Source organism: Bacillus cereus (assembly GCF_002564555.1).
GTDB classification, from domain to species: Bacteria; Bacillota; Bacilli; order Bacillales; family Bacillaceae_G; genus Bacillus_A; species Bacillus_A cereus_K.
Genome location: NZ_NUVD01000007.1, coordinates 92,596 through 106,749, shown reverse-complemented (window position 1 = coordinate 106,749; position 14,154 = coordinate 92,596). Strand labels below are relative to the sequence as shown.

Sequence of the window (14,154 nt, the reverse complement as noted above, 5' to 3'; positions counted from 1 at the left end):
TAGTATATTAATAGTGAAAACATAATGCTAATATGAAACTACTCTTTTTCAAAAATTTTTTATTAGGGGGAAGGTTATATGAAAAAGAAGAGTTTAGCTTTAGTATTAGCGGCAGGAATGGCAGTTACTACGTTTGGAGGGACAGGCTCTGCATTTGCGGATTCTAAAAATGTGCTCTCTACGAAGAAGTACAATGAGACGGTGAAGTCACCTGAGTTTATTTCTGGTGATTTAACTGGAGCGACTGGCAAGAAAGCAGAATCTGTTGTGTTTGATTACTTAAATGCAGCAAAAGGTGATTATAAGCTAGGGGAAAAGAGTGCGCAAGATTCTTTCAAAGTGAAACAAGTGAAAAAAGACTCTGTAACTGATTCAACAGTAGTACGTATGCAACAAGTTTACGAGGGAGTACCTGTATGGGGGTCTACTCAAGTAGCTCATGTAAGTAAGGATGGCTCTTTAAAAGTATTATCTGGAACGGTTGCGCCTGATTTGGACAAGAAGGAAAAGTTGAAAAATAAAAACAAGATTGAAGGTGCAAAAGCAATTGAAATTGCACAAAAGGATTTAGGGGTAACACCGAAATATGAGGTGGAGCCAAAAGCGGACTTATATGTATATCAAAACGGTGAAGAGACAACGTACGCATATGTTGTAAATTTAAACTTTTTAGATCCAAGTCCAGGAAACTATTATTATTTCATTGAGGCAGAAAGCGGTAAAGTATTAAATAAATACAATACAATTGATCATGTGACAAATGATGATCAGTCACCAGTTAAGCAAGATGCTCCTAAACAGGAAGCAAAACCAGTTGGAAAACCTGTAACTGGAACAAATAAAGTAGGGACAGGTAAAGGGGTATTAGGTGATACGAAATCGCTTAATACAACGTTATCCGGATCGTCTTACTATTTACAAGATAGTACGCGTGGAGCAACAATTTTCACGTATGATGCAAAAAACCGTTCAACATTGCCAGGAACATTATGGGCAGATGCAGATAATGTTTTCAATGCAGCGTATGATGCAGCAGCAGTAGACGCCCATTACTATGCTGGTAGAACATATGATTATTATAAAGCTACATTTAACCGAAACTCTATTAATGATGCAGGAGCGCCATTGAAATCAACTGTTCATTACGGAAGTAAGTATAACAATGCATTCTGGAACGGCTCACAAATGGTATACGGAGATGGTGATGGTGTAACATTCACTTCATTATCTGGTGGTATTGATGTAATTGGTCACGAATTAACGCATGCTGTTACGGAAAATAGTTCGAATTTAATTTATCAAAATGAATCAGGAGCGTTAAATGAAGCTGTTTCTGATATTTTTGGTACATTAGTAGAGTATTACGATAATCGTAACCCAGATTGGGAGATTGGTGAAGATATTTACACGCCTGGTAAAGCGGGAGATGCACTGCGTTCTATGAGCGATCCAACGAAGTATGGTGACCCAGATCATTATTCTAAGCGTTACACGGGTTCAAGTGATAATGGTGGGGTTCATACAAACAGTGGTATTATTAACAAACAAGCGTACTTATTAGCGAACGGTGGCACACATTACGGTGTTACTGTAACTGGTATCGGAAAAGATAAATTAGGTGCGATTTACTACCGTGCAAATACACAGTATTTTACGCAATCTACTACATTTAGCCAAGCACGTGCTGGCTTAGTACAAGCTGCGGCTGATTTATATGGTGCGAATTCTGCTGAAGTAACAGCAGTTAAGCAATCATTTAGTGCTGTTGGGGTAAACTAAGATCTTTTTATCCGTAAGAGATAAGTATTAATAGAATATACCTCAAAAATAAAGAAGGAGCCTATGCTCCTTCTTTATTTTTTTCTCCATTTTTTCCACAAATAAAACAATCCGATGCAACCTGCGATTGTTATAATCCACTTCGCTTCATTTGTTCCGTTTATAACTTGGTATGCCGAATATACTTCAATCAACAAGGCCGGTATTTTACCTATTGTACTGGCAATACTGAAGGAGAGTAATGACATTTTACCTAGAGCTGCGAATAAAGTAACGATACCGGACGGAATGAAAGGGATAAAACGAAAAGATAGAACGAGTAGAAAGGCCTCTTTACCTTCTACGTAAAGAAGACGTTCTACCTTTGGATACTTATTTACTTTATCGTGAGTGAACTTTTGAAGGCCTATGCGATAAATATAAAACGAGATAATAGCCCCTAAGGCTTCACCTGCAATTGAAATGATTGTACCATTTGTTACACCGAAGAGCTGTATATTAATGGCGGTTAAAAAGATGCTAGGGATAAAACCTGCAAGGCTAATGATGATATTAATTACGATACTAAGTGGAATTGCGATTGAATAATAGTCTGTTAAGAAGTTTTGAATTGTTTCTGCCATCGTATAAAATCCTTTATCTTTTTTTGCATTACACCATATTTCAATTGTATAGGCAAGTACAAATTTACATAATGTAGAAAACGTTGATAAACGGAGGTTTATATACCTCATATAGGTATTAGGTATATGAATGTGGGGGTATATTTTGAGTTTTGTAAAAATGCATATAAACCCTTTATTTAAAGGGTTTATATGATATATTAATTCGAGTTTTTATCCGGGAAATAATTTTTAAAAATAGGGGGTATATTTTTAAAAGTGCGAAAAACAGTGGTTTGGTGAAAGTATGTAGGCGAATACCGCAAAATGGATGAGGAATTTTAAAACTGTATACGTTTTTTCGTTGTGAAATTGACTTTTAGTGAAGTTACGATAATAATCATGGAAGAGGTGATATGATGAAACGAATAAGCGGTCTTTTCCTGAGTAGTTTACTGGCACTAATGCTGATCTTAAGTGGTTGTGCAGGAAAAGAACAAAAAACAGAGAAACAAACAGAAAAACAAACAGGGAATCAAACTACATCAGTAGAAAAAATTAGTGATAATATTTTAGACGAAATGGAAGGACCACCTAAAAATGGTCATACGATTGAAAGGCATGTTGGAAAAACAGAAGAAGAGCTGAAAAAACGTTTGAGTACAGATAAAGTTTCGGCGGCAAGTACATATTATGATAAGGAAACAGCGACGAAAGCTGTAAAAGATAGTTTGAAGCAACATGATAAGGAAATTCAGGATTGGTTAAAAAATTCTAAAGAGGCTCGTCTCGTATTAAATACAACTCATTCATTCCCGGTTGGAAAAACGGTAATAAAGAAAAACATGAATGTAAAAGACAAGTTAGTAAAAACTGTTACGGTGTTAGCGAGAGATAAGTCGGGAGATTTAGGATATAAGATCATTACTTCTTATCCATCTGATAAATAAGAAGGGGGAGTACATATGTATACGACATTGCAATACTTTCTTAAATCATACTGTACGTTAAGTATTCATGAGGATGAAATAGTAAGCGTGATGGAAGAGTTTATAGAACAAGAAGACGAAGAAATTGTTTTGAAATTGCGCGATGAGTTAGTAACTATGAAAAAAAAGAACGCGTGGGAAGCAGCATGCGTATTAGCTACGAAGCAAGGAAATCGTATGTGGTCTTTAGAAGAAACGAAAGACCATCTGGAAACTTTTATACTATTATTGCAAAAGAAAAAGGCGTGAGTAGATCACGCCTTTTTCTTTATGTTTTTTGAAATTTGTCTGTTTGATAGTATCTCATTGTTTTGGGGCACTTTTATATACGCTTTTTGAAATTTGTCCATTTGAGATTACTTCACCGTTTTGTGTTACTTTTTTATACGTAACTGCTGTTATTTTATCACCAGTATTACTAATTACTTGAGAAGAAACTTCAACATTTTTACCAGTATTTGTACCGAAAATGCGCGTAGTAATACTACCTCCATTTGAAAATGCTTGAATATAAATATGATTACCTGTATTGTTTTTAAATTTTAAATCTGGACCATAATCTGCCACTGCTGCATCTTGCCCAAGTGGTAAGTAATTTACGGGCATAGAATGATTACTCCGAGAAACAATTCCTAAATCTGCTCTTAAAGCTGCGCTATATAACGTACTACTGACTTGGCAAACGCCTCCGCCTGCACTTTGTATAACTTTACCTTGTGAATATACTGCTGCGGACTTATAACCATGTGCAGCATCAGTTACGCCAACGCGGCCATTAAAACTAAACGTTTCATCAGGTGCTACAATAACTCCACTTAAAGTATTAGCTGATTTATTTACGTTAAAAGATTGATTGCCATTACGACCAGCCATTGGAGTAGAATATTCAGCAATGACTTCTTTAATCCCCATTTTTTGTACGTCTTCCGTAGATCGTTCTGGTTTTAGGAGTGTAACGGGTAATGTAATATCTGATTTACCTGTAGTAATAGCTTCGTTTGTTAAATTTTTCAGTTTTTCTTTATCAATTTTTTCTCCATTTTGACTTTGACTAATATTTACGGTAGTGCCGTCAATACTTAATTCTGCATTAACAGGATTTTTTAATGTTTCATTATATTTATCTTTCATAAAGGATTCGTACGTTGTTGTATTTAATTGAGGTGTTAATTTGTAATCATGTTTTACTTCACCGTTTTCAGCTTGTTTTCGCATTTTATAACGATTTATTACGTTTCCTTCTTGTTCGTTAAAAATTTTCTTGATAATATCTTCCTCTTTGTAATCTATTCCTAAATCTTTCCATGTGTAAGCTTGTTTATTACCTTGGGATATGTAAGTAAGGGATTTTTGATCTAATTCAGTCACCTTTTGATTAATGATTGCTTGAATATCTGCTTTGTTTTTTCCATCAAGAGAAATACCTTCAAACGTAGTATTTGGTAATGCAGTGGTATCTAATTGATTATTTAATTTGGATACATATTGATATCCACCAATACCTCCTACACAAAGTAATATGCCACCAGCAATTGCTGAACCGATCAGTATTTTACTTAGCTTCATTGATTTCCCCCCAGAAATTTTTGTATAAATATATGTATTACATTTTTTGTATAAAAATGATGAAAATAACAATATATACGTACTAGTATACTATTATTTTCACTGTGCGTGTAATGTTTTTATAAAAAATGTTACATTGTTGTAATAATTGTCTCTTTTTGTCACAATTTGTGTGAAAAATATGTTGAAAATTATAATAAAAAGGCTNNAGCCTTTTTATTATAATTTTTTATGTTCATTTTTATTCGTAACACCGAGATGTTCTTGAAGGGTTGTCGATATATCATTGACGCTTTTTTCGTCTGGAACGTAATAATAAATACCACCTATATATTTATCAGTACCTTCTACTTGCATTTTCTCCATTTTTAAATCTGAACCCATTGAATTTTTTGCGATTGCCATCATATCATCAAAAGTTAAATTAGTTTTTAAGTCGTTATCGACAGCATCTAGTAGGCCACCGATTTTATTAATGGAATTAAGAGATAATGCTTTTTCGGCAATAGCTTCTAAAACAAGCTGTTGTCGTTGACCGCGCATATAATCACTATCGATATGACGAGTTCTCGCTAGTGCAAGTGCTTCTTCTCCATTTAAATGTTGGCGTCCTTTTTCAAGATGAATTGCATTTGCTTCGTCTTTACTATTTTGTTCTGTGAACTCAACTGGAACATCGACAGTAATACCGCCGAGGGAATCAACGATTTTGATAAAGGATTTAAAGTTGAATTTTACATAGTAGTCGACTGGGACATCTAAAAAGTTCTCTACTGTATCAATGGTGCTGTCTACACCACCAAATACGTGTGCGTGCGTAATTTTATCATATTTATCACGTGATTTAATGTAGACGCGTGAGTCACGCGGTATGCTGACAAGTTTAACTGATTTATCGTTTTTATTAATTGTTGCAAGTAATAAAGCATCCGTACGGGTTGCTTTTCCGTAATCTTTTTCCCTAATATCACTTTCATCAACACCCATAATAAGTACGGAAATGTTATCAGTCATAGGTTTAACAGCTTTTTCACGTTTGCTGGATTTATCTCCGCGGCCTAGCTCAGAATAAGCATTACTTAAAACGGATTTTGCTTTACTGTATATATGGAAGGAGTATCCTCCAGCTCCGAGTGCTACGATTAGCAATGGAATAAGAAGGAACCAAAGTAGGCGTTTTTTCTTTGAGCGTCCTTTTTTGGCTCGCGTATTGTTGTTCATGTCGGATTTCATCATTTTTTCTCCTTTAAAACTATCAAAGTGTATACATCTAGAAGCGTATTCAAACACATAAAAAATATTGTACGCTAAATAAAAGAGATTGTACATGTATAAAAAATAGACATCTTAACTATTTATAAGACATCTATTCGTTATTGTATACAAAAGACAGGGATAAGAAAATGATAAAATTTTACCTAATTACAACATAATGCTAACGATAATCGCAGATAAAATACTAACGAGAGTAGCACCGTATAGTAATTTTAAACCAAATCGTGCAACGACGTTTCCTTGTTCTTCGTTTAATCCTTTTACCGCACCGGAAATAATTCCAATGGAAGAGAAATTGGCAAAAGAAACGAGGAAGACAGAAATTATACCAACAGTACGAGGAGAAAGGCTATTAGAAATTTTGCTAAGGTCCATCATTGCTACAAATTCATTTGTGACAAGCTTCGTTGCCATAATGCTACCAGCTGCAACGATTTCAGAACTTGGTACACCGATCAGGAATGCAATAGGAGCAAATACGTAGCCGATTAATTGCTGGAAAGTAATGCCGAATATAATGAGGAATAGGTCATTAATGCAACTCATTAATGCGACGAATCCGATGAGCATAGCACCAACGACAATGGCTACACGAAAACCATCAAGAATGTATTCTCCAAGCATTTCAAAGAAACTTTGCTTTTCACCTTTTATCTCCAAAATATCTTCATCATCTTTAACGTCGTAAGGGTTAATGATGAGAATGATAATAAAGCCGCTAAATAAATTGAGAACGAGTGCGGTTACGACATATTTAGGTTCAATCATCGTCATATAGGCGCCTACGATAGACATAGATACGGTGGACATAGCAGAAGCACAAAGTGTATAAAGACGATGTTTTGGAATTTGAGCTAATTGTTTTTTTACTGTAATAAATACTTCTGATTGGCCAACAATGGCAGATGCGATAGCGTTGTAAGATTCTAACTTCCCAAGACCATTTATTTTACTAAGAAAATAACCAATCCAATGAATAAAAAATGGTAGTATTTTGAAATGTTGTAATATACCAATTAAGACAGAAATAAAGACAATGGGTAATAATACAGTAAGGAAAAATGGCATTTCACCTTTATTTGCAAGACCGCCAAATACGAAGTTTATACCATCAGCAGCATACGCGAGTAGCTTTGTAAACAGGCTAGAAATAATCCTAATAAGTATGAGGCCGATCTCTGTATTTAATAATAAATAGGTTAAAATTAATTGTATAATAAGCATAATAAAAATCGGCTTAAATTTAATATGTTTCTTATTATTGCTAGCGATATAAGCAAGGAAAAAAACGACGATAAGTCCGACGAAAAAAGTGATGAATTTCATAATAAGCCCCCTAAAAGAGATATTCTGCTATATATGTTTTTCATTTTAAGGGAGAATATGCATCTTTGGTAAAGAAAGGAATAGAGAAATCATGAATATATGTAGAGTGCATCACGTTGCAATTATTTGTTCAAATTATGAAGTGTCAAAGTATTTTTATACTAGAATATTAGGTTTTAAAGCGATAAATGAAGTATACAGAGCGGAGCGAGATTCTTATAAGTTAGATTTATGTGTAGGAGAAGAGTATCAAATCGAATTATTTTCATTTCCACATCCACCAGAGCGTAAAAGCTTTCCAGAAGCGGCTGGACTTAGGCATTTAGCATTTGCTGTTACAAATATAGAAGAAGCTGTGAAACATTTAAATCGATATGGTGTGGAGACTGAGTCGATACGTATTGATGAAATCACGGATAAAAAATTCGTCTTTTTCCAAGACCCTGATGGCTTGCCTTTAGAATTGTATGAGAGCTGAAAATTGGTGAATTTTATATAGGGTTGCTTTCAAGTAAATGAAGAAACTAAAGTGAAACTTCTTTTTTAAAGGAGGTGTAACTTTAGCTAAGAAAGCTAAAGGATATATGTGGATATTTTAAAATTATTGTTGGTAGCCATCCTTATTGCACTAACAGGTTTTTTTGTGGCTGTTGAGTTTGCAATCATTAAGGTGCGTAGCAGTCGTATTGATCAACTCGTTAGTGAAAAAAGACGAGGAGCATTGGCAGCAAAAAAAGTAACTTCAAATTTAGATGAGTATTTATCAGCCTGTCAGTTAGGTATTACGATTACTGCTTTAGGGCTTGGGTGGTTAGGAGAGCCGACGATTAAACATTTACTTGAGCCATTGTTCTTAAAATTACATGTATCTCCTACAATTGCTAGTACAGTTTCGTTTATTATTGCCTTTGCAACGATTACATTTTTACATGTTGTTATTGGGGAACTTGCTCCGAAAACATTTGCTATACAAAAGGCAGAGCAGGTTAGCTTGTTATTATCGAAACCACTTATTTACTTTTACCGAGTTATGTATCCCTTCATTTGGGCTTTAAATGGTTCTGCAAGGCTTGTAACAGGCTTATTCGGTTTACATCCGGCTTCTGAACATGAAGTAGCTCATTCAGAGGAAGAACTAAGATTAATCTTATCCGAGAGTTATGAAAGCGGAGAGATTAATCAAAGAGAATTTAAATACGTAAATAATATTTTTGAATTTGATAATAGAGTTGCAAAGGAAATTATGGTACCGCGTACGGAGGTTGTAGGATTGTATGAGGATGAACCATTTGAAACACATATTAAAGTAATCGCGCAAGAGAAATATACGAGATATCCTGTATTTGGTGAAGATAAAGATGAAATTATTGGAATGGTTAATGTGAAGGATTTATTTATTCGTTATATGGATGGTAATCAGGATGAAGAATGTTCGATTACACCATATACACGGCCTGTTATTGAAGTGCTAGAAAATATCCCAATTCATGATTTATTATTACAAATGCAGAGAAGACATATTCCGCTAGCTGTCTTATATGACGAATATGGTGGTACAGCAGGGATTGTGACGTTAGAAGATATTTTAGAAGAAATTGTTGGAGAAATTCGGGATGAATATGATGAAGACGAGCATTCACCGATAGAACATATAAGTGAAGGGTATAAAATCGTTGAGGGAAAAGTACTTATTAGTGAAGTAAATGATTTATTTGGTATACATTTGATCGCGGATGATGTAGATACAATCGGTGGCTGGATTATGGTACAAAAACAAGTCGTTGCTGAAGGCGATGTTATGGAGAAACATGGTTTTTATTTTAAAGTCCTTAAAAAAGATATGCATCAAATTAAACGAGTGGAAATAAAGAAAATAGAAGAATGATTTTCTGTAAATTTTAATAAAATAAATATATAGAAAACTAAATGTTTGCGCTTTCAAAAAAGGTGCTTTATAGTGAAGGTGGATACTGAAAAATTCTTCTGAATAATACTCGTATTTTGAAAGGGTGGATTTTTCAAAAAAGGATTTAGAATGAAAAAGTATAGGTGATGAAAATGATAGCAACGAAGGATATACGTATAGAAAAAGATTTTTTAGGTGAAAAAGAAGTACCAAGTGCAGCTTATTATGGTGTACAAACGTTACGTGCTGTAGAAAACTTCCCGATTACAGGATATCGCATTCATCCGTCACTCATTACAGCAATGGCAATTGTGAAAAAAGCGGCGGCACTTGCGAATATGGATACCGGTTATTTAGCTAAAGATATTGGACAAGAAATTGCAGAAGCGGCGCAAGAAATTGTTGACGGAAAGTTCCATGATCAATTTATCGTGGATCCGATTCAAGGCGGAGCAGGGACTTCCATCAATATGAATACAAATGAAGTAATTGCTAATAGAGCGTTAGAACGTATGGGATATGAAAAAGGTGAATATGCGAAAATTAGTCCAAACACCCACGTGAACATGGCGCAATCAACAAATGATGCATTTCCAACGGGAATTCATATCGCTACTCTTATGATGTTAGAAGAGCTTCTTATTACAATGGAAGAACTTCATTCTGCTTTCCGTGCAAAGGCAAAAGAGTTCGATCATGTTATAAAAATGGGTCGTACACATTTACAAGATGCAGTTCCGATTCGTCTTGGACAAGAATTTGAAGCGTATAGCCGAGTGCTTGCGCGTGATATAAAAAGAATTAAACAGTCTCGTCAACATTTATATGAAGTGAATATGGGGGCGACAGCTGTTGGAACGGGATTAAATGCAAATCCTACGTACATTGAACAAGTGGTAAAACATTTACGAACATTTAGTGGGTTCCCGCTTGTTGGTGCAGAGCACTTAGTTGATGCAACGCAAAATACAGACGCATACACGGAAGTATCTGCAGCTTTAAAAGTATGTATGATGAATATGTCTAAAATCGCAAATGATCTTCGTATTATGGCGTCTGGGCCACGTGTTGGATTGGCAGAAATTCAGTTACCATCCCGTCAGCCAGGTTCATCTATTATGCCAGGGAAAGTAAACCCTGTTATGGCAGAAGTGATTAACCAAGTTGCTTTCCAAGTAATTGGAAATGATCACACGATTTGTTTAGCGTCAGAAGCTGGGCAATTAGAGTTAAACGTAATGGAGCCCGTACTTGTATTTAATTTAATCCAATCTATAAGTATTATGAATAACGGATTCCGTGTATTCCGTGAGTATTGTATTAAAGGAATTACAGCGAATGAAGAGTTACTTAAACAATATGTTGAGAAAAGTGTTGGTGTTATTACAGCGGTTAATCCTCATATTGGTTATGAAGCAGCATCACGTATTGCACGTGAAGCAATTAAAACAGGAAAATCTGTTAGGGAGCTATGTTTAGAACATGGTGTGCTGACAGCTGAAGAATTGGATATTATTTTAGATCCATACGAAATGACACATCCTGAAATTGCGGGAGCTTCTTTATTGAAAGATAAAAAAATGTAATGTGAAAAACACCGATCCATTTGGATCGGTGTTTTCTTTTTAAAAGATATTAAATACAGAATTTAATTGGAGTAAGCTAATAACAGCTAAGAAGATTAAGCTATATTTCATTGCTGTTTTAAATAGTGCAGATTCTTGACCAACTAATCCAACTGCTGCGCAAGCAACTGCTACAGATTGTGGTGAAACCATTTTCGCCATTGTACCACCTACTACGTTTAATGCAACGAGTGTAGAAGGAACGATGTTTAATTGATCTGCAGTTACTGCTTGAAGTGGTGCGAATAATGAACCACTTGATACTACTGATCCTGTAATGAATACGCCAATCCATCCTAAGATTGGAGAAAGAACTGGGAATGCATTACCAGTAGAAGAGAATGCAAGTCCAAGTGTAGATGACATACCAGAGTAGTTCTCTACGTAAGCTAGAGCGATAACACTACAAATTGTATATACTGGAGCTTTTAATTCTTTCATTGTTTCAATCAGTAATTCTTTAACCATTTTACCTTTTACGCGGTACACGAAAAGTGAAACGATAATTGCTAGTACGATCGCAGTAGTTGTAGAAGAGAATACATCGAATTTGAAAATTGCTGCGAAAGGTGTATCGACCTTTGTAATTGGTGTAGTTTTCATAACCATATTATGAAGACCAGGGAACTGAATATTAAATACTAAGTTTGCTAATGGACCATCCGGAGCAAATAAAGCTTTAATCGGTTTTAAATTAAAGACTGTTACGAATGCAGTTAAGAATACGAATGGAGACCAAGCATATAAAATTTGATTGAATGTATGAGATTCTTGTGCTTCTTGCTTTTCTTCTTTAGTAGAAGATTTTGGCTGCCAAACACGTAAGAAGAATGCAAGTGATACCATACTTACAACGGCTGCGAAGATATTAGTAAGTTCCGCACCTAAGAAGTAAGTTACAAGGAACTGAGTAATTGCGAAAGAAACACCACTTACAAGAATACCTTGCCAAGTTTCTTTAATACCTTTCATTCCATCGACCATTGAAACAAGTAAGAAAGGTAAAATAATGCTAATGAAAGGTAAAATAATAACAGTTTGACGACCTATAGTTAATGCATCTAATTGAGTTAATTGTGCAGGTACTGTAACTGGGATACCCATAGCACCCATAGCACCACCAGCGATATTCGCTACTAAACAAATACCTGCTGCTTTTAATGGATTAAAGCCCATACCTACAAGTAATGCAGCTGTAATAGCAACTGGTACACCTAGTCCAGCCGCACCTTCTAAGAAAGCACCGAAAGAATAAGCGATCAATAATACTTGTAAACGTTGATCATTTGTAATGCTTGAAATACTATCACGAATTATGTTGAATTGCTCTGTTTTAACAGTTAATTTGTAAAGGAAAATTGCTGCGATAACGATAGTACAAATTGGATAAAATCCAGATAAAACACCGAATCCGGCAGATGCTACTGCTACAGTTGCGGGCATTTTATAAACAAATATAGCAAGAATAATAGCGACAATCACACTATAAAGCCCAGCAATGTAACTTTTCATTTTTAGTCCCATTAAACAAATGATGAAGCAGAAAATTGGCAGTGCTGCGATTAGTGCAGATAACCAAATATTGTTTAACGGGTCATAAATTTGTGTCCAAGTACTCATAATAATGACAACTCCTATCTATTATATGTGAAGAAATTCACATTATTTGTGAAACTATTCACAATCAACTTACATGCTTAGTATATTCGCCTTCAACACTATTGTCAACGTAAAAAAGTATAATTATTCCATAATAGTATTAAAAGCAACATTTTGTTCATAAAGTAGACAAAATATGTAATCAAATTGATTTGAATATGTTTTTTGAAATAATGACATATTCTATTATTTGCTCATATGTCATTGGTCCTACATGCTTATATTGAATGACACCGTTTGTATCGATGATAAAAGATGTTGGAATGCTAATGATTGGATATGCGGCACTTGCCTGTCCTTTCTGATCTAATAGGAAGTTATCGATAATAGTCCAGCCAACCGCAATATTAAACCATTTTAATACTACATCCGACTTCCTTAAATTTCCTTGTTATCGTACCAACGTGGTTAAATATGGTCAAATTACTTTACGATAGGTTATCAATTATGGACGATATTTTACAATATCATTACTGTACATTTCAGTAAGGTGAAAATATAACAAAAAGCCTGATAAAACAACGTTTGTAAGCAAAGTATTGCTAGCCCTTTGTTTTGCTTTTTTCTTATATCATATAGTATAATATTCAAAATCAGGGGGGATTTCTTCTTGAACTGTGTGCTGATAAAAATCGGAAAATTTTCTCAGCATTATAGGTTGATAAAGTTATGTCGTAACAGGAAATATAAGAACAGATATATAAATAAATAAAAAGAAACTAAAAAATGAAAATGAGGGGAACTTTATGAGCCAAAACCAATTTGACTGTCGTATTTCAGAAGAAGACGTACAGATGTTAAGAGCATTAGCTCATCCGCTACGTCTACGTTTAGTAATGGAACTAATGCAGCGTGGAACATGCAATGTAACACAATTACAAGAGGTATTAGAAATTCCGCAATCAACGGTTTCACAGCATTTAACGAAATTAAAACAAAATAAAGTAGTACGCTTTGAGAGACGTGGGTTAGAAGTGTACTATCAAATTCATAACGATAAAGTAAGTGAAGTAGTAAAAACATTATTTTCTTAATTTTTGAATATTATGGAAGAAGGCGTGTGAAATATACGTCTTTTTTTATTTGTAAAGGAAGTAAGAATAGGAAGAATTGAGAGCGTATATATTAGCGCGTGAAAAAGAAACAAACTATCGATTGAAGTGCTGAATTGATGGAATATATTCTGAAGGGATATGAAAAGATAGAAAGGAGTGTTGTAAGCTAAAGGAGGAATAATATAATGGATGTGCAACGTGTGAAACAAATCTTATCTTCTTCAAGTAGAATTGACGTTACATACGAGGGCGTACCAGTATGGATCGAGAGCTGTGATGAGCAGAAGGGCAGTGCTCAAGTATATGACGTATCTAATCCTGGTGAGAGCGTTCATGTGGACGTGACGGCGTTAGAAGAGAAGTAATAAAAAA

Annotated in this window: 13 protein-coding genes and 1 pseudogene; 8 read left to right on the top strand and 6 right to left on the bottom strand. The window is 34.8% G+C overall.

All coding sequences use genetic code 11. The annotated features are described in order from the left end of the window. Positions 1 to 78: 78 nt before the first annotated feature. Entirely contained in the window at positions 79 to 1,779 is a 1,701-nt protein-coding gene (locus tag COI75_RS03085; RefSeq protein ID WP_000730358.1) for a M4 family metallopeptidase, read from the top strand. Positions 1,780 to 1,853: 74 nt separating this feature from the next. Here COI75_RS03085 and COI75_RS03080 read toward each other — a convergent pair whose 3' ends face one another. Beyond that, the gene (locus tag COI75_RS03080; RefSeq protein WP_000852214.1) at positions 1,854 to 2,402 is read right to left on the bottom strand and encodes a TVP38/TMEM64 family protein; all 549 of its coding nucleotides are present in this window, start codon (positions 2,400 to 2,402) and stop codon (positions 1,854 to 1,856) included. A gap of 398 nt (positions 2,403 to 2,800) precedes the next feature. Here COI75_RS03080 and COI75_RS03075 point away from each other — a divergent pair, with 398 nt between their 5' ends. Together COI75_RS03075 and COI75_RS03070 are read left to right on the top strand one after the other, a co-directional pair. Further along, the gene (locus COI75_RS03075; protein ID WP_000822483.1) at positions 2,801 to 3,331 is read left to right on the top strand and encodes an RNase A-like domain-containing lipoprotein; all 531 of its coding nucleotides are present in this window, start codon (positions 2,801 to 2,803) and stop codon (positions 3,329 to 3,331) included. A 15-nt stretch (positions 3,332 to 3,346) separates the two neighbouring features. After that, positions 3,347 to 3,619: a hypothetical protein gene (locus COI75_RS03070; RefSeq protein WP_000288807.1), complete on the top strand. Its 273-nt coding sequence runs from the start codon at positions 3,347 to 3,349 to the stop codon at positions 3,617 to 3,619. A gap of 54 nt (positions 3,620 to 3,673) precedes the next feature. Here COI75_RS03070 and COI75_RS03065 read toward each other — a convergent pair whose 3' ends face one another. The 3 genes from COI75_RS03065 to COI75_RS03055 form a co-directional block, all read right to left on the bottom strand. Further along, entirely contained in the window at positions 3,674 to 4,936 is a 1,263-nt protein-coding gene (locus COI75_RS03065) for a VanW family protein (protein WP_000777334.1), read from the bottom strand. 219 nt (positions 4,937 to 5,155) lie between these two features. Continuing rightward, the gene (locus tag COI75_RS03060; protein WP_002095902.1) at positions 5,156 to 6,172 is read right to left on the bottom strand and encodes an LCP family protein; all 1,017 of its coding nucleotides are present in this window, start codon (positions 6,170 to 6,172) and stop codon (positions 5,156 to 5,158) included. Positions 6,173 to 6,358: 186 nt separating this feature from the next. Continuing rightward, positions 6,359 to 7,537, bottom strand: coding sequence for a NupC/NupG family nucleoside CNT transporter (locus tag COI75_RS03055; protein ID WP_000668852.1), 1,179 nt, complete (start codon positions 7,535 to 7,537; stop codon positions 6,359 to 6,361). A gap of 91 nt (positions 7,538 to 7,628) precedes the next feature. Between COI75_RS03055 and gloA2 the strand changes: the two genes are divergently transcribed. The 3 genes from gloA2 to aspA all read left to right on the top strand — a co-directional run bounded on the left by gloA2 (position 7,629) and on the right by aspA (position 11,029). Then, on the top strand, positions 7,629 to 8,015 hold the full coding sequence (gloA2, locus tag COI75_RS03050; protein ID WP_098448228.1) for an SMU1112c/YaeR family gloxylase I-like metalloprotein: 387 nt from the start codon (positions 7,629 to 7,631) through the stop codon (positions 8,013 to 8,015). Positions 8,016 to 8,123: 108 nt separating this feature from the next. Further along, positions 8,124 to 9,422 carry a hemolysin family protein gene (locus tag COI75_RS03045; protein ID WP_000353287.1) on the top strand — a complete coding sequence of 433 codons (1,299 nt, stop codon included), beginning with the start codon at positions 8,124 to 8,126 and terminating at the stop codon, positions 9,420 to 9,422. 173 nt (positions 9,423 to 9,595) lie between these two features. Further along, positions 9,596 to 11,029, top strand: a complete 1,434-nt coding sequence (aspA, locus tag COI75_RS03040) for an aspartate ammonia-lyase (protein ID WP_000562142.1) — start codon at positions 9,596 to 9,598, stop codon at positions 11,027 to 11,029. A 39-nt stretch (positions 11,030 to 11,068) separates the two neighbouring features. Here aspA and COI75_RS03035 read toward each other — a convergent pair whose 3' ends face one another. Together COI75_RS03035 and COI75_RS03030 are read right to left on the bottom strand one after the other, a co-directional pair. After that, the gene (locus COI75_RS03035) at positions 11,069 to 12,688 is read right to left on the bottom strand and encodes an L-lactate permease (protein WP_000109122.1); all 1,620 of its coding nucleotides are present in this window, start codon (positions 12,686 to 12,688) and stop codon (positions 11,069 to 11,071) included. Positions 12,689 to 12,869: 181 nt separating this feature from the next. Beyond that, positions 12,870 to 13,040: pseudogene (locus tag COI75_RS03030) on the bottom strand (TlpA family protein disulfide reductase); the annotation flags it as partial. A 433-nt stretch (positions 13,041 to 13,473) separates the two neighbouring features. On the opposite strand from COI75_RS03030, the gene COI75_RS03025 reads away from it, so the two are divergent. Both COI75_RS03025 and COI75_RS03020 read left to right on the top strand, forming a co-directional pair. Then, positions 13,474 to 13,761: an ArsR/SmtB family transcription factor gene (locus COI75_RS03025; protein WP_000081426.1), complete on the top strand. Its 288-nt coding sequence runs from the start codon at positions 13,474 to 13,476 to the stop codon at positions 13,759 to 13,761. A gap of 206 nt (positions 13,762 to 13,967) precedes the next feature. Then, a complete protein-coding gene (locus COI75_RS03020) occupies positions 13,968 to 14,147 on the top strand; it encodes an acid-soluble spore protein H (RefSeq protein ID WP_000383125.1) in 180 nt (59 codons plus the stop codon). Positions 14,148 to 14,154 lie beyond the last annotated feature (7 nt).